22 protein-coding genes are annotated in these 22,411 nt (G+C 62.2%); 10 read left to right on the top strand and 12 right to left on the bottom strand.

Annotated elements, in window-relative coordinates; genetic code table 11:
* Positions 1–71 precede the first annotated feature (71 nt).
* Positions 72–212: a hypothetical protein gene (locus ACP2AV_RS06190; protein WP_426371827.1), complete on the top strand. Its 141-nt coding sequence runs from the start codon at positions 72–74 to the stop codon at positions 210–212.
* A 74-nt stretch (positions 213–286) separates the two neighbouring features.
* On the opposite strand, the gene ACP2AV_RS06185 is transcribed toward ACP2AV_RS06190, so the two are convergent.
* Positions 287–727 carry a DUF1499 domain-containing protein gene (locus ACP2AV_RS06185; RefSeq protein ID WP_426371826.1) on the bottom strand — a complete coding sequence of 147 codons (441 nt, stop codon included), beginning with the start codon at positions 725–727 and terminating at the stop codon, positions 287–289.
* Positions 728–739: 12 nt separating this feature from the next.
* Positions 740–1,702: an agmatinase gene (gene speB / locus ACP2AV_RS06180; protein WP_426371825.1), complete on the bottom strand. Its 963-nt coding sequence runs from the start codon at positions 1,700–1,702 to the stop codon at positions 740–742.
* Positions 1,703–2,214: 512 nt separating this feature from the next.
* Between speB and ACP2AV_RS06175 the strand changes: the two genes are divergently transcribed.
* The 3 genes from ACP2AV_RS06175 (at position 2,215) to ACP2AV_RS06165 (ending at position 5,248) form a co-directional block, all read left to right on the top strand.
* The gene (locus ACP2AV_RS06175) at positions 2,215–3,264 is read left to right on the top strand and encodes a TRAP transporter substrate-binding protein (protein ID WP_426371824.1); all 1,050 of its coding nucleotides are present in this window, start codon (positions 2,215–2,217) and stop codon (positions 3,262–3,264) included.
* Positions 3,265–3,419: 155 nt separating this feature from the next.
* Positions 3,420–3,929 (top strand): TRAP transporter small permease, encoded by a 510-nt coding sequence (locus tag ACP2AV_RS06170; protein ID WP_426371823.1) that lies wholly within the window; start codon positions 3,420–3,422, stop codon positions 3,927–3,929.
* The gene (locus tag ACP2AV_RS06165; RefSeq protein WP_426371822.1) at positions 3,926–5,248 is read left to right on the top strand and encodes a TRAP transporter large permease; all 1,323 of its coding nucleotides are present in this window, start codon (positions 3,926–3,928) and stop codon (positions 5,246–5,248) included. The genes ACP2AV_RS06170 and ACP2AV_RS06165 overlap by 4 nt, the downstream gene beginning before the upstream one ends.
* Positions 5,249–5,411: 163 nt before the next feature.
* On the opposite strand, the gene ACP2AV_RS06160 is transcribed toward ACP2AV_RS06165, so the two are convergent.
* From ACP2AV_RS06160 to ACP2AV_RS06120, 9 genes are all read right to left on the bottom strand, one after another.
* A complete protein-coding gene (locus ACP2AV_RS06160) occupies positions 5,412–6,179 on the bottom strand; it encodes an SDR family NAD(P)-dependent oxidoreductase (RefSeq protein WP_426371821.1) in 768 nt (255 codons plus the stop codon).
* A 1-nt stretch (position 6,180) separates the two neighbouring features.
* Entirely contained in the window at positions 6,181–6,507 is a 327-nt protein-coding gene (locus ACP2AV_RS06155) for a hypothetical protein (RefSeq protein ID WP_426371820.1), read from the bottom strand.
* A 459-nt stretch (positions 6,508–6,966) separates the two neighbouring features.
* On the bottom strand, positions 6,967–8,787 hold the full coding sequence (locus tag ACP2AV_RS06150) for a SulP family inorganic anion transporter (protein WP_426371819.1): 1,821 nt from the start codon (positions 8,785–8,787) through the stop codon (positions 6,967–6,969).
* 51 nt (positions 8,788–8,838) lie between these two features.
* Complete coding sequence (locus ACP2AV_RS06145; RefSeq protein ID WP_426371818.1) at positions 8,839–10,521, bottom strand: TIGR01244 family sulfur transferase; 1,683 nt, start codon at positions 10,519–10,521, stop codon at positions 8,839–8,841.
* Between the two features lie 56 nt (positions 10,522–10,577).
* Positions 10,578–11,468: an MBL fold metallo-hydrolase gene (locus ACP2AV_RS06140; RefSeq protein WP_426371817.1), complete on the bottom strand. Its 891-nt coding sequence runs from the start codon at positions 11,466–11,468 to the stop codon at positions 10,578–10,580.
* 21 nt (positions 11,469–11,489) lie between these two features.
* Complete coding sequence (locus ACP2AV_RS06135) at positions 11,490–11,927, bottom strand: DUF6691 family protein (protein ID WP_426371816.1); 438 nt, start codon at positions 11,925–11,927, stop codon at positions 11,490–11,492.
* A 4-nt stretch (positions 11,928–11,931) separates the two neighbouring features.
* Complete coding sequence (locus ACP2AV_RS06130; protein ID WP_426371815.1) at positions 11,932–12,435, bottom strand: YeeE/YedE family protein; 504 nt, start codon at positions 12,433–12,435, stop codon at positions 11,932–11,934.
* Positions 12,436–12,789: 354 nt separating this feature from the next.
* Positions 12,790–13,338: a peptidylprolyl isomerase gene (locus tag ACP2AV_RS06125; protein WP_426371814.1), complete on the bottom strand. Its 549-nt coding sequence runs from the start codon at positions 13,336–13,338 to the stop codon at positions 12,790–12,792.
* The gene (locus ACP2AV_RS06120) at positions 13,331–13,837 is read right to left on the bottom strand and encodes a peptidylprolyl isomerase (protein ID WP_426371813.1); all 507 of its coding nucleotides are present in this window, start codon (positions 13,835–13,837) and stop codon (positions 13,331–13,333) included. The genes ACP2AV_RS06125 and ACP2AV_RS06120 overlap by 8 nt, the downstream gene beginning before the upstream one ends.
* Before the next feature lie 127 nt (positions 13,838–13,964).
* Between ACP2AV_RS06120 and ACP2AV_RS06115 the strand changes: the two genes are divergently transcribed.
* The 6 genes from ACP2AV_RS06115 (at position 13,965) to ACP2AV_RS06090 (ending at position 21,049) form a co-directional block, all read left to right on the top strand.
* Positions 13,965–15,152, top strand: coding sequence for a phosphoglycerate kinase (locus ACP2AV_RS06115; RefSeq protein ID WP_426371812.1), 1,188 nt, complete (start codon positions 13,965–13,967; stop codon positions 15,150–15,152).
* Positions 15,153–15,491: 339 nt separating this feature from the next.
* Positions 15,492–16,421 (top strand): class I fructose-bisphosphate aldolase, encoded by a 930-nt coding sequence (locus tag ACP2AV_RS06110; protein ID WP_426371811.1) that lies wholly within the window; start codon positions 15,492–15,494, stop codon positions 16,419–16,421.
* Between the two features lie 237 nt (positions 16,422–16,658).
* Complete coding sequence (locus ACP2AV_RS06105; RefSeq protein ID WP_426371810.1) at positions 16,659–16,976, top strand: septum formation initiator family protein; 318 nt, start codon at positions 16,659–16,661, stop codon at positions 16,974–16,976.
* 217 nt (positions 16,977–17,193) lie between these two features.
* Positions 17,194–18,204, top strand: a complete 1,011-nt coding sequence (pdhA, locus tag ACP2AV_RS06100) for a pyruvate dehydrogenase (acetyl-transferring) E1 component subunit alpha (RefSeq protein ID WP_426371809.1) — start codon at positions 17,194–17,196, stop codon at positions 18,202–18,204.
* A 16-nt stretch (positions 18,205–18,220) separates the two neighbouring features.
* Positions 18,221–19,657, top strand: coding sequence for a pyruvate dehydrogenase complex E1 component subunit beta (locus tag ACP2AV_RS06095; RefSeq protein ID WP_426371808.1), 1,437 nt, complete (start codon positions 18,221–18,223; stop codon positions 19,655–19,657).
* Positions 19,658–19,669: 12 nt separating this feature from the next.
* A complete protein-coding gene (locus ACP2AV_RS06090) occupies positions 19,670–21,049 on the top strand; it encodes a pyruvate dehydrogenase complex dihydrolipoamide acetyltransferase (RefSeq protein ID WP_426371807.1) in 1,380 nt (459 codons plus the stop codon).
* Between the two features lie 212 nt (positions 21,050–21,261).
* On the opposite strand, the gene cysE is transcribed toward ACP2AV_RS06090, so the two are convergent.
* Positions 21,262–22,074, bottom strand: coding sequence for a serine O-acetyltransferase (gene cysE, locus ACP2AV_RS06085; RefSeq protein WP_426371806.1), 813 nt, complete (start codon positions 22,072–22,074; stop codon positions 21,262–21,264).
* Positions 22,075–22,411: the final 337 nt, after the last annotated feature.

Here is a 22,411-nt window from a genome sequence, read left to right as displayed (position 1 = left end):
GGACGATCAGGTCAAGGGTCAAGCGTGCGCGATACGACGCGCGTCGTCCGTGTGATGGCCCTGGAATCCTGGTGCTGGCCCCTGCGCTGGAGGATGGCCTGCGCGCGGTGGCGTGCAGGATGGTGGCGGTGATGGTGACCGGGTTGCGCCGCCGCGACACGGGCAAAACCCCGACCCAATCGGGCGAAGTGATCTGCGCGCAGATTGCCTGACATGGATGGCCCGGTGTTAGCGCGCCGTCACGGTCACACCATGGCGCAATGCGCAAAAGGGCCGCCGTGCCGCGTCAGCCGTCGCCCTTGTTGATCGGGGTGTCGATCGCCATCAAAATGCGCGCGACGCGCTTGGCGTTCACCCCCATGTCCCCCTTTCCGAAGCGCAGACGGGATAGGATCACCAGCCGCGCGCCGCCGCCGCTGGGCGTCACTTTGGCGGTGACATAGTCGGGAAAGCCCCACACGGTGCTGCGCACTTCCCATGTCGCCATGCCGCTGCCCGGCCCGCCCGCGATCAGGCGGCTGCGCGGTTCGCCCTCGATCGCTTTGGTCAGACGGGACCAGACCGTGTAGGTCTGCATGTCCAGTTCGACCGATGTACGTTTGCCCCCCTGACCCGGATCGGGCGCGCTATCCGGATCGACGTGCCAACGGGCAGCATCGGTCGGCGCCAAACGGACATAAGCCTGCAGCGCCGCCACCAACACAATGAGAAAAACGAGCAATTTCATAGGGCAGTCCTGCTATTTTCGACGCGTCCAGCAATAGAGCGCCAGGATTTCCATCGCCACATGGGCCCCGGCCACCGCTGTCGCGCCGGTCGTGTCATAGGGGGGCGATACCTCGACCACGTCGCCGCCAACCAGATTTACGCCCGCCAGATCGCGCAGGATCGCCGCGGCTTGCCAATTGGCCAGACCACCCCAGACTGGCGTGCCGGTGCCAGGGGCGAATGCGGGATCCAGACAATCTATGTCGAATGTCAGATAGGCCGGGTGCGTGCCCACCACATCGTGCACCTGTTGGGCGACCCAGCCTGGCCCGCGTTCATGGCAGGTGCGTGCGTCGATGATGTGAAACCCCAATGTATCGGGGTTTTCAGTCCGGATCCCGATCTGTACCGAGCGCGCAGGATCGACCAGCCCCTGTCTGACGGCCTTGTACAAGAACGTGCCGTGGTCAATCCGGCCCATGTCATCGTCAATCCAGGTGTCGGAATGCGCATCAAAATGGATCAGAGACAGCGGCCCGTGCTTTGCCGCCATGGCGCGCAGGATCGGCAGGGTGATGAAATGATCCCCGCCCAGCGTTATCGCCCCGGCCCCGCCCGCGATGATCCCGGCAATATGCGCCTCAAGCGCGGCGGGAAAATCCGCTACCTGTGCATAATCGAACGCCATATCGCCATAATCGATCACGGTAAATTCGCTGAGCGGATCGAACCCCCATCCGTAGGGCGGATCATAGGGCTGCAGAGTCGAGGCGTCGCGGATCGCGCGTGGGCCAAACCGCGCGCCGGGCCGGTTGGTCACGGCCTGATCGAAGGGCACGCCCGTCACGGCGACGTCGACGGCGTCAAGATCCTTGGTATAGCGACGCCTGAGAAACGATGTCGCCCCGCCAAACGTGTTCTCATGGGCCGGTCCGCGTGGTTCGCCCCGGGTAAAGGCCAGATCCACCTGCCGTTTCGCGTCTTCCAGTGCCATCGCCGGCCTCCTGTCTGTGGCACGCAGGAAACCCGGCCCTGGTCCCAAGCGCAAGAGCAGAGTGGCCAATGTCGCCGCCGGCCCCGCCCAAGGGGCGCAGATCGCGGGCAGCGCAGCGACGCCGCGCCCCGTGCCCAACTATTGCGTCTGAAACGCGGTCCTGAACAGGCGTGGATTCGCCGGCTGGCCATAATCGGCGCCACCAGGCGATTCGATGACATGTGGGGCCACCACGGGCCGGTCACCGAATGCCTGACCGCCACCTTTGCACCCCCGATATCGGACGCCGCAGCCGCGGTTGCGCGCCGATTTGTCAAAGCGTTCAACACGGTTTCGGCAAAAAGTGCCGGTTTTGCGTGACAGACGCGCAAACCTGGAAAAAGGTTTAACTTCGCCTCACGACTTCCTAAAGGTTGGCCTGACAAACAAAACGCGACTGTGTAAATAGCTGCGTAAATAGCTGTGCAAATACATGCGCACCCCTGAACGGGGCCACCACGGAGGAGACCCAAATGAGACGCCGTACATTCTTCAACATGGTCACATCGGGCGCCATCGCCGCATCCATGCTGGCCCTGAGCGCGCCCGCCGCCTTGTCTCAGGACGTGACCCTGAAACTGCACCAGTTCCTGCCGCCGCCCGCACCGGTGCCGGCCAAGATCCTCAAACCGTGGGGGCAACGGATCGAGGACACCTCGGGGGGCAAAATCAAGATCGAACATTTCGACGCGATGGCTCTGGGGGGCCGTCCGTCCGAACTGATGCAACAGGTGCAGGATGGCGCGGTCGACATCGTGATGACGCTGGTCGGCTACACCCCCGGTCGTTTCCCGCGCACCGAGGTGTTCGAGCTGCCGTTCATGATGCAGAACCCGGTCAGTACCGCGTTGGCCTTTCAACAGATGATCGAAGAAGACTTCGCCAACAACGAATACAAAGACGTCAAGATCCTTGCGGCATGGGTCCACGGGCCGGGCGTGATCCACACCGCCGATGGCATCACCAAGCTTGAGGACATGCAGGGCAAGAAACTGCGCGGCCCGACCCGCGTGATCAACGACATGCTGAGCGAACTGGGCGCGACCCCGGTTGGCATGCCGCTGCCTGCCATCCCCGAGGCCCTGTCCAAGGGCGTAATCGATGGCACCGTGATCCCGTGGGAAGTGACCAGCGCGATCAAACTGACCGAAATGGTGGGCAACCATACCGAATTTGCGGGCGACGAGGCGCTGTATACCGCCACATTCGTACTGGCCATGAACAAGGCCAAATACGACAGCCTGCCTGACGATCTGCGTGCCGCCCTGGACGCCGAATCCGGCGCCAAACTGGCCGGGTTGGCCGCACAGGTGATGTGGGACAGTGACGCCCCGGCCAGGAAAATCGCCCAGGACGCTGGCAACACCATCGTTGTTCTGGACGAGTCCGAGGTGGCCCGCTGGAAAGCCGCCGCCCAGCCCGTGATTGAGCGTTGGAAAGCCGATATGGAAGAAAAGGGCATCGATGGTCAGGCCCTGATCGACCGCGCCAACGCGCTGATCGAAGAAAAGAGCAACATGTGATCACGCGCAGTTCACGTTGATCACGTACCAGGTTGGCGGGCCCGATGGCTGACGCCTGTGGCCCGCAGCGCGGGCCCGCCTTCGGGGGTTATGGCCGGTCAAACGATTTCAGATCGGATTGCGCGCCAATCGGGTCATGGGATGAGGATGAGAGCGTGTATCGACAACTTTGCGGGGCAGTCACATGGCTGGCCAAGTGGACCGCACTTCTGGGTGGAACAGTTCTGATCGGCGTGGTGGTGATGACCTGCGTGTCGATCATCGGCCGGGCGCTGACCGGATTTGGCCTGAAGCCGATCCCGGGCGATTTCGAACTGGTTGAAATGGGGGTCGGCTTTGCGGTGTTTTCTGCCCTGCCCTGGTGCCACCTGAACCGGGCCCACGCGCGGGTCGATCTATTTGAAACGGCGCTCGGAAAACCTGCCAACCGCGTGATCAACGTGATTGCCGATCTGCTGATGCTGATCGCGGCCGGGCTGATCGCGTACCGGCTGTGGTTCGGCATGATCGACAAGAAAAACTATTCTGAAACGACCTTTATCCTGCAATTGCCCGTCTGGTACGCCTATGCAGCGGCCATGTTGGGCGCGGTGGTCTTTGTCATCGTTGCGGCGTTTTCATTGCTGCGCACGGCGCGCGAAGTGGCCGGGGAAAGCACGCAATGAGCAATTTTGAAATCGGGCTTTGGTCGTTTCCCCTACTGCTGGTCCTGATCTTTTTGCGCATCCCGATTGGCCTTGCCATGCTGGGCGTCGGGTTCCTGGGCACCTACCTGGTGAACGGCACCACCGTCATGATGATGAGCCAGCTCAAGCACCTGGTTTACGGAACCTTTTCGAACTATTCGTTTTCGATCATCCCGCTGTTTTTGCTGATGGGTCAGTTCGCCACGCTGGGTGGCATGTCGGCGGCGCTGTTCAAGGCGGCGGAAAACTGGCTGGGCCACCGCAAGGGCGGCGTGGCAATGTCTGCCGTGGGTGCGTGCGCGGGGTTCGGCGCGATCTGCGGCTCGTCGCTGGCCACCGCGGCCACCATGGGCCAGGTCGCCCTGCCCGAGCTGCGCCGCTATGGCTATTCGGGCCGGCTGGCCACTGGCGCACTTGCGGCAGGCGGCACCTTGGGCATTCTGATCCCGCCGTCGGTGATCCTTGTGCTCTATGCGATCCTGACCGAACAGAACATCGCCAAGCTCTTTGTCGCCGCCTTTATCCCCGGCATCCTTGCGGCGATTGGATACATGATCTGCATTTCGATCTATGTGCGCCTCTACCCCGAAAGCAGCGGCGCGCGCGAACGCATGCCCTATCGCGAACGGCTGCGCGCGCTTGGGCCCGTGATCCCTGTGCTGGGCATTTTCCTGCTGGTCGTGGGGGGGATCTATGGCGGCATCTTCACACCGACCGAAGCGGCGGCTGTGGGCGCGGCCTGCACCGGCCTTCTGGCGGTCGCCACCGGTGGGCTGACCCTGAAGACAACGGGCGATGCAATCCTGGCCACGGCCAGTTCGACCGGCATGATTTTCCTGATCGTGCTGGGCGCGGCCTTTTTCAATTCGTTCCTTGCGTTGACACAGGTGCCCCAACACAGCGCCGAATGGGTCGGGGCGCAGGGGTTCAGCCCGTGGCTGGTGCTGACGGCGGTGCTGCTGCTGTACCTTGTTTTTGGCTGCGTAATGGACAGCCTGTCGATGGTGCTGCTGACGGTGCCGATCTTTTACCCGATCATGTCCGCGCTCGACTTCGGGATGAGCCCGGCCGATTTCGGCCTGTGGTTCGGCATCCTGGTGCTGATGGTGGTCGAGGTGGGGCTGATCACACCGCCAGTGGGCATGAACCTGTTTGTCATCAATTCAATGGCCAAAGACATCCCGATCGCTGACACATTCCGTGGCACCCTGCCCTTTGTGATCACCGACATCATCCGGATCACGATCCTGGCACTGTTCCCGTCGATCACGCTGGTCGCGGTCTGGGCCATCTACTGATCCTGCCATCTACTGATCCTGCAAGGCGCGCGCCAACCCAAAAAAAGGGCCACGCAACGATTGCGTGGCCCTTGGCGTTAGGTGTTCGCCCCACCAGCCGAGGCATTGCCCCGCCCCAAAATTAGCCCGGCCGCGACAATGCGATGGGCCGGGCCCGGTGGATTTACCGGGGGGCCATGCGGATGGCCCCGTCAAGACGGATCACTTCACCATTCAGCATGTCGTTTTCGGCAATATGCTTGGAAAGCGCGGCATATTCGGCCGGCTGGCCAAGACGCGAGGGGAACGGAACCTGCTGGCCCAGGCTGTCCTGAACGTCCTGCGGAAGACCTTGCAGAAGCGGCGTCAGGAAAAGACCCGGCGCGATGGTGCAAACCCGGATCCCCAACTGCGACAGGTCACGCGCCATGGGCAGGGTCATGCCGACCACACCGCCCTTGGACGCTGCATAGGCCACCTGCCCGATCTGCCCTTCGTAGGCTGCCACAGACGCGGTCGAAATGATCACGCCGCGCGCGCCGTCGTCGTTCACCGGGTCGGCCTTGGCCATCAGCGCCGCGCCATAGCTGGAACAGTTGAAACTGCCGATCAGGTTGACCCCGATCACCTTGGCGAACAGGGCCGGATCATGCGGTTCGCCGCGCGATACGGTCTTGGCCGCCGGGCCGATCCCGGCGCAGTTCTGCACCACGCGCAGCGCTTTGCCCCGCGCTTCGACGGCGGCAAAGCCTTCGGCGACGGCTGCCGGATCAGAGACGTCTATCTGCTGAAAATGCCCGCCGACCGCTTTCGCCTTGGCGGTGCCGGCCTCGGCGTTCATGTCAAAAATCGTTACCTCGACACCGGCCTCGGCCAGTGCCTCGACCACCGCGGCGCCCAGCCCGGATGCGCCGCCGGTCACGACGGCAGCCATATCATTGTTCAGTTTCATGTCAGTTTCTCCCTTCGCCGACCTGGTGAAAGCGCGACCGAAGGTCCCGCAGGGTCTGGCGTTCCGTGTCATTCAGGCCCGAACGGACCCGCTCTTGATGCGCTTGGGCGCGATAGTCCGCCCAGCCATTGACCGCGTTCCCGATCGGTGCGGCAAACACCGCACAAGCGCGCCGATCAAATTCCACCGCCATACAATCGTGTCTGAGGGTGGCGTGTCTGAGGGTGGCGTGTCTGAGGGTGGACCCGACGACGCCCGGCAAATCGCCCTGGGCCATCGGTGCCACATCGGCGTCACCGCTCACCAGTTTGGTCTGTGACGTCGGCACGGCACGCACTCCCCAGCCTACCCCTGACCAATTTCGCGGCGCGCAACGGTCATGCAGCAAAACGATTAGGCCAGCGTCCGGAACTTGGCAAGACCAAAAGCCCATATCGAATTGCGCGCGCACGGGCCGTCAAAATCGCCGCGCGGCAAGCGCGCCAAGCCATGGATATGACGGGCGATCCTGCCCCGGTGCGCGATATCAAATGCGGTGGTGTTAATCCTGTACATCGGTGCGCCAGGCCATCGAACCGCGCCGAAGGCACGGCAACACCCGACCCGCGCGCCTATGCCTGCGTCCGGTCCTGTGCCTGTGGTCCGTTGCCATTGTTCGGCCAGGCCCCGCACACGTTGTGACGGTGCCAACAGTGTGCTTTCCTGGGGCCTTCCGCGCGCTTTTGCAGGCCAGGGCCGCGCGGTTCACCGGCCCGATCCTGATGGCGCGTTGCGGGTGGCCGAATGGCTATTCAGCCGCCTTGTTGTGTGGATCGGCGTCCTGCGGATCGGCGTCATGCGGCTCGGCATCATGCGGATGGGCGTCGAGCGAGCCCGCCTCGCCGCTGACATCGCCCAGGGCACGCATGGCGGCATATTGCGACAGAAACACCTGCCCCGTCAGATGGTCGATCAGATGCGATTTGCGTAACCGGTCCATGACGGGGCCTTTCACCTCGGACAGGTGCAGCTTGATACCCATCCCCTTGAGACGCGCGTTGATCTCTTCAAGGCTTTCCAGTGCCGATGTATCGATCTCATTCACCGCCGCGCACATCAGCACCACGTGCTTGATGCCGCAATCTTCGGTCACGCGCTCGTAGACGTAATCTTCAAGAAAACGCGCATTGGCGAAATACAAGCTTTCGTCCACGCGGAACGTCACCATCTGCGGGTGGGTCAGCACACGGTGGCGTTTGATATTGCGGAAATGCTCGGTTCCCGGCACCAGCCCCACTTCGGCCACGTGGGGACGCGAGGTCTTGTACAGATGCAGAAAGATCGAAATGCCCACGCCCACTGACACCCCTACTTCCACGCCAAAGATCAGCGTCAGCAGGATCGTGGCGGCCACGGCGGCGAAATCGGCGCGGCTGTAGTTCCATGTCTTTTTCAGAATCGAAAAATCCACAAGGCTTAGGACGGCCACGATGATCGTGGCGGCCAGCGTGGCCTTGGGCAGGAAATAGAGCAGCGGCGTCAGAAACATCGCGGCCAGCAGGATGCCGACGGCGGTAAAGGCCCCGGCGGCGGGTGTTTCAGCGCCCGCGTCAAAGTTCACCACAGATCGTGCAAAGCCCCCTGTCACGGGATAGCCGCCGGTCAGCGCCGCGCCCACGTTGGACGCGCCCAGACCGATCAGTTCCTGATCCGGGTCGATGCGCTGGCGCTTCTTGGCGGCCAGCGTCTGCGCGACGGAAACCGATTCCACGAAACCAATGATCGAAATCAGCACTGCCGCGCCAAAAAGCTGCCCCCAAAGGTCCAGCGACAGGCTGGGCGCGGTCAGTGGTGGCAGGCCCATGGGCACTTCGCCCACGATCGCAACGCCGCGCGTATCCAGCGCAAAGACCCAGCTCACAAGCGCGGTGACGGCCACTGCGGCCACCGGGCCGGCCTTGGCCAGAATGTCGGCCATGCGCGGCTTCAACCCCTGGGCCAGCAGCAGCGGTTTCAGGCCCTTGCGGACCCAGAACAAGAACGCGGTGGCAGCCACTCCGATCACCAGCGTGATGACATTGGTGTCGCCCAGGTGGGCCAGCAGCGACTCGACGATGTGAATCAGCGAATGCCCCCCGGCCTCAATCCCCAAGATGTGTTTCAACTGCGATGTCGCGATAAGGATGCCAGACGCGGTGATGAACCCGGCAATCACGGGATGGCTGAGGAAATTGGCCAGGAACCCCAGCTTGAACACCCCCATCACCAACAAAAACACGCCCGAAATAAAGGCCAGCGTCCCCGCGGCCAACGCGATCTGTGCCGGTTCGGTCAGGTTCAAGTCGCCGATCGCAGCCGCCGTCATCAGCGACACGACGGCCACCGGCCCCACGGCCAGCGCGCGCGAGGTGCCGAAAATCGCATAGGCGATCAGCGGCAGGATCGAAGCATACAGCCCCATTTCCGCCGGCAGCCCCGCCAGCAGCGCATAGGCCAGCGATTGGGGGATCAGCATGATGGTCACGATCACCGCCGCGACAAGGTCACTGACAAATGTGTCGTGGTCGTATTTGCTGCCCCAATCCAGAATCGGCAGGTAGCGGCGCACATTCTGCGGTATCTTGTCCATCATGCGTTTCCTTGGTTGGCCTTTTCGGCTCTGTTGACCTGTCAGCTTGCGTTATTCAGCGGCCTCGGCGGTGACATTTTCCGGCCTGGCCATCCATTCGCGCCCCTTGAGCATGGCCTTCCAGTAAACCGGCGGCAGGATCTGTTCCTTGAGCAGCCAGGCCGCACGGCTGGGCTTGGTGCCATCGATCACCCACTTGGGAAAACTGGGCATCAGCGCACCGTCATAGCCAAACTCGGCCAGCACGATCTTGCCGCGTTCCACTGTCAGAGGGCACGACCCATAGCCGTTATAGCGCAACGCGGGACCCTTGCCGTCGATATCCGCCACCACGTTGGCGGCCACCACCGGCGCCTGCATCCGGGCCGCCGCCGCGGTCTTGGCGTTTGGCGCATTCATCACATCGCCGAGCGACCAGATATTGTCGAATTCCCTGTGGCGCAGGGTGTACTGATCGACATCGACCCATCCGGCCTGGTCCGCCAAGGGCGAGACGCGAATGAAATCCGGCGCGGTCTGGGGCGGAACGACATGGATCATGTCGAAACTTGTGGTCACCTCGCGCGGCGGGGCATCGGGGTTCGAAACCTTGAACGTCGCCGTTTTGCCTGGCCCATCGATGGCCACGAGGGTGTGGAAATAATTCGTCGTCACGCGGTATTTGCGGATGTAGCTTTCCAGGGCCGGCACGTAATCTGGAACGCCGAACAATACCCCGCCGGCATTGTTGAACTGCACGTCGATATTGTCCAACACGCCGCTGCGCAGCCAGTGATCAGACGAAAGATACATCGCCTTTTGCGGCGCACCGGCACATTTGATCGGCATGGGTGGCTGGGTAAAGATCGCCCGGCCCGACGTCAGGCCCTGCACCAGTTTCCACGTGTAAGGCGCCAGATCGTAACGATAATTCGACGTCACGCCATTCGCGCCAAGTGTTTCGGTCAGCCCCGGGATCGCATCCCAATCCAGCTTGAGCCCGGGCGCCACGATCAGACGTTTGTACTTCACCACGCGGCAGCCATCCAGGATGACCACGTTGTTGGCCGGCTCAAAGGCGGCAACGGCCGATTTCAGCCAATGCACCCCGGCGGGGATCAGGCTGGCCATCGTGCGCGCGGTGGTCTTGGCGTCAAACACGCCGCCGCCCACCATCGTCCAGCCGGGCTGATAATAGTGCACGTCGGCCGGATCGATAATCGCGATGTCGACGCTGCTTCTGCGTGCCTTGATCGAACTGGCCGCGGCGATACCGCCCGCGCCCGCGCCCACGATCACCACATCGTATTCGGCGTCGGCCACATCGGTGGGCGTCTTGCCGCCATTGGCAATGCGCCGGGCCACGCCCGACATGTCATACCCTGCCGCGCGGGTGGTCTGAAGGATATCGACCACGGGCATCGATTTGGCCATCGCCAGAGACCACAGCGTTGTGGTGCGCGTGCCGCTCCGGCAATAGCCCGCCACCGGGCCGGGCAAGTCGATCAGGGCCTTGCGAAAGTCTTCTGCCGTCTCTTCGGTCACGATGCCGGGGGTGACGGGAATGTAGCGAAATTGCAGCCCGGCCTTGCTGGCCGCGGCCGCCATTTCCGCGTGGCCCGGTTGATCGGACGCTTCGCCATCGGGGCGGTTGCACACCACCGAGCGAAAGCCGTTGTCGGCCAGCACCGCCATGTCGCCCAGCTGCAGCTGCGCCCCGACACTCAGCCCGTCTGTCAGTTTCTTGAGGTTCATTGTTCGCAATCTCGGTGTTTGTGCTTGCGCGCGCCCGTCAAGGGTTCAGCGCCATATCAGAGCGTGTTGACCGGCACCTTGAGGAAGGTCCTGCCATCCTTGTCCGCCGGGGGCAGTTCGCCCGCGCGCATGTTCACCTGCAGCGACGGAATGATCAGCTTGGGCATGTCCAACTGCGCGTCGCGTTCGGTGCGGAATTTGACGAAGTCTTCCTTGGTCGCGCCCTTGCCGACGTGGATATTGTGCTCGATCTCGTCACCGACGGTGGTTTCCCATGCGATGTCGCGCCCGTTGGGACCATAGTCGTGACACATGAACAGACGCATGTCGTCGGGCAGCGCCAGAACTTTCTGGATACTGTCGAAAAGAGTCGCCGCATCGCCGCCCGGAAAGTCTGCGCGGGCCGAACCGCCATCGGGCATGAACAGCGTGTCGCCGACAAAGGTGGCGTCACCGATGGTATGCGTCATGCAGGCGGGCGTGTGGCCCGGCGTGTGCATGGCAAAGCAGGTCATCGCGCCAATCTGGTACGTGTCGCCATCGCGAAACAGGCGGTCGAACTGCGATCCGTCGCGCTGAAATTCGGTGCCTTCGTTGAACACCTTGCCGAACGTGTCCTGCACGATCGTGATATTTTCGCCGATGCCGATCTTGCCGCCCAGCTTGCCCTGGATATAGGGCGCGCCGGACAGGTGGTCGGCGTGGACATGGGTTTCGATCAGCCATTCGACCTCTAGCCCCTGATCCTCGACATACGCGATGATCTCATCGGCGCTGTCATAGGTGATCCGACCCGCGGCGTAATCGATGTCCATCACGCTGTCGACGATGGCACATTTGTTGCTGGACGGGTCCTTGACCACGTAGCTGATGGTGTTGGTCGCGTCATCGAAGAAGGCTTTGACTTCGGGTTTGACGGACATGTCGACGGGGTAATTCGAAGGCATCTGTATTCTCCTGTTTCGTTGTCAGGCGGCGCGCGCCCTGGCGTTTGTGGTGGCCTGCATCAAGAAGCGGGCCAGAAAGATTCCCGCGACAAGCGCGGCGAAATAGATCAGCACGTCCGGGTCCAGCGTTCCCAAAGCGGGCAGAGCGCCGCCCGGGCAGAATCCTGCAATGGCCCAGCCGATGCCAAAGACAGCCGATCCGCCGATCAGCCGGGCGTCGATGGTGCGGCTGGTGGGCACGTTGAAACTGGGCTCGAACACGGGTTTGGGGCGGCGAAACACCACGCGGTAACCAATGAGCGCCGTCAGAAAGGCGCTGCCCATGACAAACATCAATGATGGATCCCAGGCGCCGGCCACGTCGAAGAAATTCAGCACCTTGGCCGGGTTGGACATGCCGGAAATCGAAATCCCAAGCCCGAAGATCAGGCCGATGACATATGTTGCGATCAATTTCATGGCGTTATCCCCCAATCACGTGGCGCATCACGTAAACCGTGATGAAAGTGAACAGCATGAAGGTCATCGTGGCGGCGATCGAACGCGGGCTCAGCCGCGCCATGCCGCAGACCCCATGCCCCGAGGTGCAGCCCGATCCATAGGTCACGCCGACCCCCACGATCACGCCGCCGACGATCATCTGCAGCGTCGACATCGGCACCTGGATCACGGGCCAGTCACCGGTCAGGGCCATCAACGCAACCGGTCCGGTCACCATGCCGGCCAGCAAAAAGGCGCGCCATGTCCATTCCGACGATGAGGCCGGTGAAAGAAAGCCGGCCAAAATGCCGGTGGCGCCAAAAATGCGCCCGTTCATCGCCATCAGCAGGACAGAGGCCAGCCCGATCAGCGTGCCGCCGATCACCGCGGCATAGGGTGTGAATTGCGTTTCGATCATTTTGCAAAGCGCTCCGCGGCGCCGGTTGTGCGATTGCTCATTTCCATTTTCCCAAGAGTGGCGGATCATGTGTCCGCGATTTCATACTCAAATTTATGAATATGTTCTTACGGCCAGCTATTCAAGCCCTGATATGCACCGAATATGCCGCAGTGCGTCACACGCGTTCAGTTTGACCGGAAATCGCCGGGTGCCAATTGCTGTGATGCCCACGGCCATGACGAAAATCGAAATGGTCGAAACAGACAAGGCGGCAATTGATTGGTGATTGGCGCCGCCCGCCCTGCCCCGCGATTAAAGGCATTGGCTGGAACAACGTGTGTTTTGTCGGGCGTGCGCGCCCCGGACGGCACCTGGGCCACTGGCGCGGCTGTGCGGTCCGTAATGGGTTGCCCCGGCGGGTTTGCCCGCCGGGGCGTGACGTTATTGGGTGACGCGAACGGCGGTCATCCGGTCGGGCTGACCCACCACCGCGCCGTTGCGCCCGGTGCCGCGTTTGATCGCATCGACCACATCGTGCCCAGCGGTCACCTTGCCCACAACGGTGTATTGCCCGTTCAGATGCGGCGCCGGGGCGAACATGATGAAGAACTGCGAATTGGCACTGTCCGGGTTTTGCGAGCGGGCCATGCCAACCACGCCCACGTCGAACGGCTGGTCCGAAAATTCGGCCGGCAGGTCTGGCATATCCGATCCGCCCATGCCCGCGCGGCGCATGTCGCCGCCCTGCTTGCCGAATTCCACATCGCCCGTCTGGGCCATGAACCCGTCAATCACGCGGTGGAACACAACATCATCATATGCGCCCTGTTCGGCCAACGTGGTGATGCGTTCGACATGGCGGGGGGCCACATCTTCGAACAGGTCGATCGCGATGGTGCCATTGGCGCCCTCGCCCGCCACGTCGATTTCAATCCCCGTTGCCATCGCCGGGCCGGCCAGCAAAGCAAAGGCAAACGCCAGCTTACGCATCGGCGGCCACCTTGACGCTGATCATCCGGTCAGGGTTCATCGGCGGCTCGCCGCGCGCGATCTTGTCCACATGCTCCATCCCGCTGATCACACGGCCATAAACGGTGTACTGCCCGTTCAGGAAATGGTTGTCCGAAAAGTTGATGAAGAACTGCGAATTGGCTGAATCCGGGTTGGACGAGCGCGCCGCGCCCAGCGTGCCGCGATCATGCGGCAGCTTGGAAAATTCCGCCGCCAGATCGGGCAGGTCTGACGCCCCGGTTCCGGCCATGCGGATGTTGAAGTTGTTTTCCATGTTGCCGTTGGCCACATCGCCCGTTTGCGCCATGAATCCGTCGATCACCCGGTGAAAGGCGACGTTGTCATACGCCCCCGAGCGCGCCAGTTCCTTCATCCGCTCGGCGTGCTTTGGGGCCACGTCGGCCAGCAGCTCGATCACGACGGGGCCGTCCTTGAGCTCGATGATAACGGTGTTCTCGGGATCTTTGATATCGGCCATCTGGCGCCTCCTATGCTCATCTCGCGCGCACACTAAGCGCATGGGCGGGCAAGCGAAAGGGCGGAGTTGACGCGGGCCCGCAGATCGGGCCTATACAGGGGGACACTGCCGAAAAAGGGATAGACACATGGCCTGGAAAACGCTCGACGACATGGACCTGGACGGCAAGACTGTGCTGACGCGGGTCGATATCAACGTGCCCGTAGAAAACGGCAAGGTCACCGACGCCACCCGCATCGAGCGGATCGTACCCACCATCAAGGATATCCTGGACAAGGGCGGAAAACCCGTGCTGGCGGCGCATTTCGGCCGCCCCAAGGGGCAGGTCGTCCCTGACCTGAGCCTGCGCGTGACGCTTGATGCGCTGCGCAAGGCGCTGGACGTGCCGGTGATCTTTGCCGATCCGAACGAAAAGCCCAACAAGGCCTGGGTGTCCGCGCTGGAACCGGGTCAGGTGCTGTTGCTGGAAAACCTGCGTTTCAACCCCGGCGAAGAGAAAAACGACCCTGCCTTTGCCGCCGAACTGGCTGCCTTGGCCAGCGTCTATTGTAACGATGCGTTTTCGGCCGCGCACCGCGCCCATGCCTCGACCGAAGGCGTGGCCAAGCTGCTGCCGTCATGCGCGGGCCGCTTGATGCAGGCCGAACTGACCGCCCTGGAATCTGCCCTGGGCCAACCCGACCGCCCCGTGGTCGCCGTGGTTGGCGGCGCCAAGGTGTCGACCAAGCTGGACCTTCTGTCGAATCTGGTGCGCAAGGTCGACTACCTTGTGATCGGCGGCGGTATGGCCAACACTTTCCTGGCCGCCGAAGGGGTCGATGTGTGCAAATCACTGTGCGAACATGATCTCGGCGCCACCGCGCTCGATATCCTCAAGGCGGCGGGCGAAGTGGGATGCGAGATCATCCTGCCCGGCGACGTGGTCGTGGCGCGCGAGTTCAAGGCCGGGGCCGAAAGCGAAGTGGTCGGCGTCGATGCCTGCCCGGCGGACGCGATGATCCTGGACGCAGGCCCGAAGTCGGTCGAACGGATCACCGAGATTTTCGGTCAGTGCAAGACGCTGATCTGGAACGGCCCGCTGGGCGCGTTTGAAATCGAACCCTTCGACACGGCCACCAACGCCGCCGCCGCCAAGGCCGCGCAATTGACCCGCGACGGGCGGCTGGTGTCGGTCGCGGGGGGCGGAGACACGGTGGCGGCGCTGAACAAGTCCGGCGCGGCTGACGATTTCACCTATATCTCGACCGCTGGCGGCGCATTTCTGGAATGGATGGAGGGCAAGACCCTGCCCGGCGTCGCCGCACTGGAGCACTGATCGGCTGAACGCAGGTTTCCGGCGCATCGAAAAATGGCGCGATGGCCCGCATGTCCGGGGCACCACAACCGCCGTCCGACGCGCGCGAGCCCGGCGCAAAATCGGGGCCGCGCAGACGGTATGCAGGCGGTATTGCGGGCCCTGTGAGCACGCACTTTGCGGTTTTCCGCCGTTTCCTGGCCTGCGGTCTTTTTGTCCAAAATCCACCATTGTTTCCTGCGAACCCGGATCGTTAGCGCAAACTCCACCATTGTTAGCGTAACCACCGTTGCACAGCCCCACGCGGCTGGTATGTCCACCGACAGGTATTTCGTAACGACAGCTGCAAGGGCATAATCCATGAAAACCACCCGCATCGTCCAGAAGATCCTCGCCAATTACGAGAGCGACAACCCCGGCACCAAGGCCAACCTGGCCCGCATGCTGATGGAAGGAAAACTGGGCGGCACGGGCAAGATGATCATCCTGCCCGTCGATCAGGGGTTCGAACACGGCCCCGCCCGCAGCTTCGCCCCGAACGCACCGGGCTATGACCCGCATTACCACTACCAACTGGCGATCGACGCCGGGCTGAATGCCTATGCTGCGCCGCTGGGCATGCTCGAAGCGGGCGCCGACACCTACGCGGGGCAGATCCCGACGATCCTGAAAATGAACTCGGCCAATTCGCTGATGTCCGACACCGCCGGCAAGAACCAGGCCGTGACCGCATCCGTATCGGACGCCCAGCGTCTGGGCTGCGCGGCCATCGGCTTTACCATCTACCCCGGATCGGACTGCGCGCTGGACATGTTCGAAGAGATCGTCGAGCTGCGCAAGCAAGCCGCCGCCGTGGGCATTCCCACCGTGATCTGGTCTTACCCGCGCGGCGAAGCCATCACCAAAGACGGTGAAACCGCCATCGACGTGGCCGCCTATGCCGCCCAGATCGCCGCCCTGATCGGCGCCCATATCATCAAGATCAAACTTTCGACCGACCACCTGATGCTGCCCGAGGCCAAGAAGGTCTATGAAGAACAGGGCATCGACATCTCGACCCAGGCCAAGCGCGTCGCCCATTGCATGGACAGCGCCTTTGGTGGGCGCCGGATCATGGTATTTTCGGGCGGGGCCAAGAAAGGCGCCGACAGCGTTTATGACGATGCCCGCGCCATCCGTGACGGCGGCGGCAACGGGTCGATCATTGGGCGCAACAGCTTTCAGCGCGACCGCGCCGATGCGCTTTCCATGCTCAGCCAACTGGTCGACATCTACAAGGGCAAGGCCTGACCCAAAGCGGCCGGCTTGCGATCAAAGCACCCATTGGGGGACTGGCCGCAGGCCAAAGGGGGCAATCGGCCCCCTTTTTTTCGGGGACCTTTTTGCCCGGAAACTTTTTGCCCGAGAACTAATTGCCGGGAAACGCTGCCTCCCCCGATTTAGGGGATTCACTTGGCGAATCGCCTGTGTCATAGTCCTGACATAGCGTCCGCAGAGGCGCGTGGCAGTTAGAAGCAGGCGGTTTTCATGGCGTTCTTTCACGCAGCGCATCCCCGCAAGCGGCCCGGTCTGGGCGTGGTTGTGTATTTCGTGGTGGTGTTTTCCCTCGGCACCTATTTCGCCTTTGCCTCGGTGCAGGGTGATTTCGGCCTTTTCCGCCGGGTTCAGATCGAGGCCGAAGCCGCCGAACTGGAAGCGGAAGTCCAGCGCCTGGATCTGGAAATTGCCGAGATGCGCAACAAGACCCGGCGCCTGTCGGATGACTTTCTCGATCTTGACCTGCTCGACGAGCAAGCCCGTGACGTGCTGGGCATGATCCGCTCAGATGAAATCGTCATTCGCTGACGGCACGCCCCCATAGCCTGCCCACAGCCAGTCCACAGCCAGCCCCTCTTTTGCCCACGGCCAGCCCACAGTCAGCCCACAGCCAGATTTTGCCTGCATAGCCGCCATCCCAGTGGCAACCCAGCGGCTACAGAAAATTCATGTGCAATCTTTGCGCGCCTGCGGTATTAAATAGTTTAACATTAAACCATACCAGCAGCCACAGGGAGGTGCCCGCATGGCAGCGCGCAAAACCTCAGCAAAAGCAAACACTTCCAAGGAAGAATTGCTCGCCTATTACCGCGACATGCTTCTGATCCGTCGATTCGAAGAAAAGGCCGGGCAACTTTATGGCATGGGCCTGATTGGCGGGTTCTGCCATCTTTATATCGGTCAGGAAGCGGTTGTCGTGGGGCTGGAAGCGGCCGCCGATGACGGTGACAAGCGCATCACGTCCTACCGCGATCATGGGCACATGCTGGCCTGCGGCATGGACCCCAAAGGCGTCATGGCCGAACTGACCGGGCGCGACGGCGGCTATTCCAAGGGCAAGGGCGGTTCGATGCATATGTTCAGCCGCGAAAAGCACTTCTACGGCGGGCATGGGATCGTGGGCGCGCAGGTGCCGCTGGGCGCGGGGCTGGCCTTTGCCGACCAGTACAAAGGCAACGGGCGCGTCACGTTCACCTATTTCGGCGACGGCGCTGCAAACCAGGGCCAGGTCTATGAGACCTTCAACATGGCCGCCCTGTGGAAGCTGCCGGTGGTCTTCGTGATCGAAAACAACCAGTATGCCATGGGCACGGCGCAGGCGCGATCAACCTCGTCCCAGGAAATCTACAAACGGGGCGAAGCCTTTGGAATCCCGGGCGAAATCGTCGACGGGATGAACGTGCTGGCCGTCAAGGATGCCGGTGAAAAAGCCGTCGCGCACTGCCGCGCTGGAAAAGGCCCCTATATCCTGGAAGTTAAAACCTATCGCTATCGCGGCCATTCGATGTCGGACCCGGCCAAGTACCGCACCCGCGAAGAGGTGCAGAAAATGCGCGAGGAACGCGACCCGATCGAGGCCGTTCGCGCCATGCTGCTGTCGGGCAAACATGCCTCGGAAGACGATCTCAAGGCGATCGACAAAGAGATCAAGGGCGTCGTGAATGCCGCCGCCGAGTTTTCGAAAGACAGCCCCGAGCCCGCCCTTGAAGAGCTCTGGACCGACATCTACGCCGACGACATACCGCAAAACGCCTGAGGGAGAAGACACGATCATGCCCACAGAACTGCTCATGCCCGCCCTCTCGCCCACGATGGAAGAAGGCACCCTTGCCAAATGGCTGGTCAAGGAAGGCGACACCGTAACTTCGGGCGATATCATCGCCGAAATTGAAACCGACAAGGCGACGATGGAATTCGAAGCCGTGGACGAAGGTGTGATCGGCAAGATCCTGGTTGCTGAAGGCAGCGAAGGGGTCAAGGTGAACACGCCTATTGCCGTATTGCTGGAAGAAGGTGAAAGCGCGGATGATATCGACGCCGCGGCCAGTGCGCCGTCCGCCAAGGCGGGCGATCAGGCCGGCGACGACACAGGCGATCAGGCAGACGATCAAGTGGCTTCCGAAGGCGGATCTGCGGGGCACGCCCACGCGCAGCAACCTGCGTCATCCGCGCCGGCCGCGCCCGTCAAACCGGCCCGGATCGAACCCGACTGGCCCGAAGACACCAAGGTCAAGCAGACGACCGTCCGCGAAGCCATCCGTGACGCCATGGCCGAAGAAATGCGCCGCGACGACACCGTATTCCTGATGGGCGAAGAAGTGGCCGAATACCAGGGCGCCTACAAGATCAGCCAGGGACTGCTGGACGAATTTGGCGCCAAGCGCGTAATTGACACGCCGATCACCGAACACGGCTTTGCCGGCGTCGGCGTCGGCGCGGCCTTTGGCGGCCTGCGCCCCATCGTCGAATTCATGACCTTCAATTTTGCCATGCAGGCGATCGACCAGATCATCAACTCGGCCGCCAAGACGCTCTATATGTCTGGCGGGCAGATGGGCGCGCCGATGGTCTTTCGTGGCCCCAATGGCGCGGCCGCCCGCGTCGGCGCCCAGCACAGCCAGGACTATGCCGCGTGGTACGCGCAGATCCCCGGTCTCAAGGTTGCGATGCCCTATTCGGCGTCGGACGCAAAAGGCCTGATGAAAACCGCGATCCGCGACCCCAACCCGGTGATTTTCCTGGAAAACGAAATCCTGTATGGCAAGTCGTTCGACGTGCCCGTGATGGATGATTTCACCGTGCCCTTCGGCAAAGCCCGCATCTGGCGCGAAGGCGAAGATGTGACCATCGTCAGCTTTGGCATCGGCATGACCTATGCGCTAGAAGCGGCCGAGGCGCTGGCCAAGGACGGCATCAGCGCCGAGGTGATCGACCTGCGCACCCTGCGCCCGCTCGACTATGACACGATCATCGCCAGTATCCAGAAAACCAACCGCTGCGTCACCGTGGAAGAAGGCTGGCCCGTCGCCAGTATCGGCAATCACCTGTCCGCCTACATCATGCAGAACGCCTTTGACTGGCTGGACGCACCGGTCATCAACCTGACCGGCAAGGACGTGCCCATGCCCTATGCGGCCAACCTTGAAAAACACGCGCTGGTGACCACCGCCGAGGTGATCGACGCTGTGAAACAAGTCACATATCGCTGAGGGGGGACCACCATGCCAACAGAAATCCTGATGCCCGCCCTGTCCCCCACGATGGAGGAAGGAACGCTGGCCAAATGGCTGGTCAAGGAAGGTGACACCGTATCCGCGGGCGATCTTCTGGCCGAAATCGAAACCGACAAGGCAACGATGGAATTTGAAGCTGTCGACGAAGGTGTGATCGGCAAGATCCTGATCCCCGAAGGCAGCGAAGGGGTCAAGGTGAATACCGCCATCGCCGTCCTGCTGGGCGAAGGCGAAAGCGTCGATGACATTGACGCAGGCAGCGGCAAGGCCGACGCGCAGGCGACCCCGGCCGAACCTTCTGCCCCTGCTTCCACCCCGGCCCCGAAAGAGGCGCAGGCATTCCCCGCCCAGGCCCAGGCCCAGGCCGACACCCCTGCCCCGGCCGCGCCGGTCAAGGACGGCCAGCGCATCTTTGCCTCGCCCCTGGCACGCCGCATCGCCGAACAAAAGGGTCTGGACCTGACCACAATCACCGGCTCGGGGCCGAAGGGGCGCATCGTCAAGGCCGACGTGGAAAGCGCCACGGCCACCGACACCGCTAAAACCACAGAAACCACCGGCGCCGCCAAGGCCGTCGACGCCACATCACCCGCTGCATCCGCGCCATCAGCCGGCGCCAAACCCGCGATGCCCGCAGGTATGGACGCAAACACCGTCATCAAGATGTACGAAGGGCGCGATTACGAAGAGATCAAGCTGGACGGCATGCGCAAGATCATCGCCGCCCGCCTGACCGAAGCCAAACAGACCATCCCGCATTTCTATCTGCGCCGCGACATCAAGCTGGACGCGCTGCTGAAATTCCGCGCCGACTTGAATGCGACGCTGGCGGACCGGGGCGTCAAGCTGTCGGTCAACGATTTTATCATCAAGGCCTGCGCGCTGGCGCTGCAACAGGTGCCCGATGCCAATGCGGTATGGGCCGGCGACCGGGTGCTCAAGCTGACCGCCTCGGACGTGGCGGTGGCCGTGGCCATCGAAGGGGGGCTTTTCACCCCCGTCATTCAAGATGCCGAAATGAAATCGCTGTCGGCGCTGTCGGCCCAGATGAAAGACCTGGCCGCCCGTGCCCGCGATCGCAAGCTGGCCCCGCATGAATATCAGGGCGGCAGTTTCGCGGTATCGAACCTTGGCATGTTCGGCATCGACAACTTCGACGCGGTGATCAACCCGCCGCACGGGGCGATCCTGGCCGTGGGCGCCGGGATCAAGAAACCCATCGTCGGCAAGGATGGGGAACTGACCACCGCGACGGTCATGTCCGTCACCCTGTCGGTCGATCACCGGGTGATCGACGGGGCGCTCGGGGCCAAATTGCTGGCCGCGATCACCGAAAATCTGGAAAACCCGATGGCGATGCTGGCCTAATACGCCCGCGCGCCCACGGCACGACACCTCAGCCAAGCCGTCCCGATTTCGGGGCGGCTTTGGGGTTTGTGATCTGCTGCAAAACCCGGGCCTGCGGGCGCTGTCTACCCCTGTTTACAGGGAAAAACCAGCGATGGACTGGATCGCGGACCTGGTTGTACGGCGGTAAAACCCAAGGCGCTTGCGATCAGTTGGCCAAGGCGTGGCAGGCGCTATTTATCGCCCTGAACGCCAAGCAGCTGGTTCATGCTGACAGAAGGCTGGCTGCACCCGGCCTCGCCCACCACCTTGGCAGGCACACCGGCGACGGTGGTGTTTGGCGGCACGTCATGCAGCACGACCGACCCGGCCGCAATCCGCGAACAGCAGCCGATTCTGATATTGCCCAGCACCTTGGCGCCGGCCCCGATCAGCACACCATCGCCGATCTTGGGGTGGCGATCTTCGTCTTCCTTGCCGGTCCCGCCCAGCGTGACCGAATGCAGGATCGACACGTTATCACCCACCACGGCCGTCTCGCCAAAAACGATCGAATGGGCGTGATCCAGAAAGATGCCTTTGCCCACACGGGCGGCGGGGTGGATATCGACGCCGAACTGTTCGGACACGCGCATCTGGATGAAATAGGCCAGATCCTCGCGCCCTTGGCTCCACAGCCAATGGCCGATCCGGTACGATTGGATCGCCTGGAACCCCTTGAAATAGAGCAGCGGGTGGATGAAGCGATGGCAGGCCGGGTCACGCTCGTAGACGGCGGCGATGTCGGATCGCGCCGCCTCAAGCAGCGTGGGATCGGCGGCATAGGCGTCGTCCGCGATTTCGCGGATCAGCTGTTCGCCCATTTCGTTGCTGGCCAGTTTTTGCGACACACGATAGGCCAGCGCCCCTTCAAGTGAACTGTGATGCAACACGCAGGCATGGACCATGCCGCCAAGAAGCGGTTCGTTCCGCACGGCGGCGTGCGCCTCGTCTGTGATGCGTTCCCAGACCGGGTCCAGTTCGGCGAGTCGTTGCGTTTTGGCCATGTCTCAATCCCTTTGCTGACCCAGCTCATACACCAGATAGCATTATGGCTCAAAGTTCAAAGGCGTGAAATGGAAAAGGAAAGACCGTGATACGTGGCTTGGGACACAGGCGGATTGGTTGAACTTTGACCTACAAGCATTTGACTAGACTTGGGTTTTACATCGTCATTGGCAATTCATAGGACGCTGGATCAACAGTCTGTGGGACGCATGGCGCGCCGGGATGCACTTCTGCCGCAATCCATGGTCGACGCCACACAGGCCCGGCGCGATGCACAGCGGTGGCGGACCGCGCCGGACAAGCAATCAGTCCCTTTGACGATGCGTGTATATTGCG

It is taken from the genome of Aliiroseovarius sp. PTFE2010 (genome assembly GCF_049943335.1).
In the GTDB taxonomy this organism is placed as follows: domain Bacteria; phylum Pseudomonadota; class Alphaproteobacteria; order Rhodobacterales; family Rhodobacteraceae; genus JBNFVY01.
The sequence above is the reverse complement of the archived record's forward strand: the minus strand, read 5'-3'. Positions and strand labels throughout refer to the sequence as shown.

Coding starts and splice junctions, on each gene's coding strand:
- ACP2AV_RS06185 (WP_426371826.1), bottom strand. CDS start 727: ATGAAATTGCTCGTTTTTCTCATTGTGTTGGTGGCGGCGCTGCAGGCT.
- speB (WP_426371825.1), bottom strand. CDS start 1,702: ATGGCACTGGAAGACGCGAAACGGCAGGTGGATCTGGCCTTTACCCGG.
- ACP2AV_RS06175 (WP_426371824.1), top strand. CDS start 2,215: ATGAGACGCCGTACATTCTTCAACATGGTCACATCGGGCGCCATCGCC.
- ACP2AV_RS06165 (WP_426371822.1), top strand. CDS start 3,926: ATGAGCAATTTTGAAATCGGGCTTTGGTCGTTTCCCCTACTGCTGGTC.
- ACP2AV_RS06160 (WP_426371821.1), bottom strand. CDS start 6,179: ATGAAACTGAACAATGATATGGCTGCCGTCGTGACCGGCGGCGCATCC.
- ACP2AV_RS06150 (WP_426371819.1), bottom strand. CDS start 8,787: ATGGACAAGATACCGCAGAATGTGCGCCGCTACCTGCCGATTCTGGAT.
- ACP2AV_RS06145 (WP_426371818.1), bottom strand. CDS start 10,521: ATGAACCTCAAGAAACTGACAGACGGGCTGAGTGTCGGGGCGCAGCTG.
- ACP2AV_RS06140 (WP_426371817.1), bottom strand. CDS start 11,468: ATGCCTTCGAATTACCCCGTCGACATGTCCGTCAAACCCGAAGTCAAA.
- ACP2AV_RS06135 (WP_426371816.1), bottom strand. CDS start 11,927: ATGAAATTGATCGCAACATATGTCATCGGCCTGATCTTCGGGCTTGGG.
- ACP2AV_RS06130 (WP_426371815.1), bottom strand. CDS start 12,435: ATGATCCGCCACTCTTGGGAAAATGGAAATGAGCAATCGCACAACCGG.
- ACP2AV_RS06125 (WP_426371814.1), bottom strand. CDS start 13,338: ATGCGTAAGCTGGCGTTTGCCTTTGCTTTGCTGGCCGGCCCGGCGATG.
- ACP2AV_RS06120 (WP_426371813.1), bottom strand. CDS start 13,837: ATGGCCGATATCAAAGATCCCGAGAACACCGTTATCATCGAGCTCAAG.
- ACP2AV_RS06115 (WP_426371812.1), top strand. CDS start 13,965: ATGGCCTGGAAAACGCTCGACGACATGGACCTGGACGGCAAGACTGTG.
- ACP2AV_RS06110 (WP_426371811.1), top strand. CDS start 15,492: ATGAAAACCACCCGCATCGTCCAGAAGATCCTCGCCAATTACGAGAGC.
- ACP2AV_RS06105 (WP_426371810.1), top strand. CDS start 16,659: ATGGCGTTCTTTCACGCAGCGCATCCCCGCAAGCGGCCCGGTCTGGGC.
- pdhA (WP_426371809.1), top strand. CDS start 17,194: ATGGCAGCGCGCAAAACCTCAGCAAAAGCAAACACTTCCAAGGAAGAA.
- ACP2AV_RS06095 (WP_426371808.1), top strand. CDS start 18,221: ATGCCCACAGAACTGCTCATGCCCGCCCTCTCGCCCACGATGGAAGAA.
- ACP2AV_RS06090 (WP_426371807.1), top strand. CDS start 19,670: ATGCCAACAGAAATCCTGATGCCCGCCCTGTCCCCCACGATGGAGGAA.
- cysE (WP_426371806.1), bottom strand. CDS start 22,074: ATGGCCAAAACGCAACGACTCGCCGAACTGGACCCGGTCTGGGAACGC.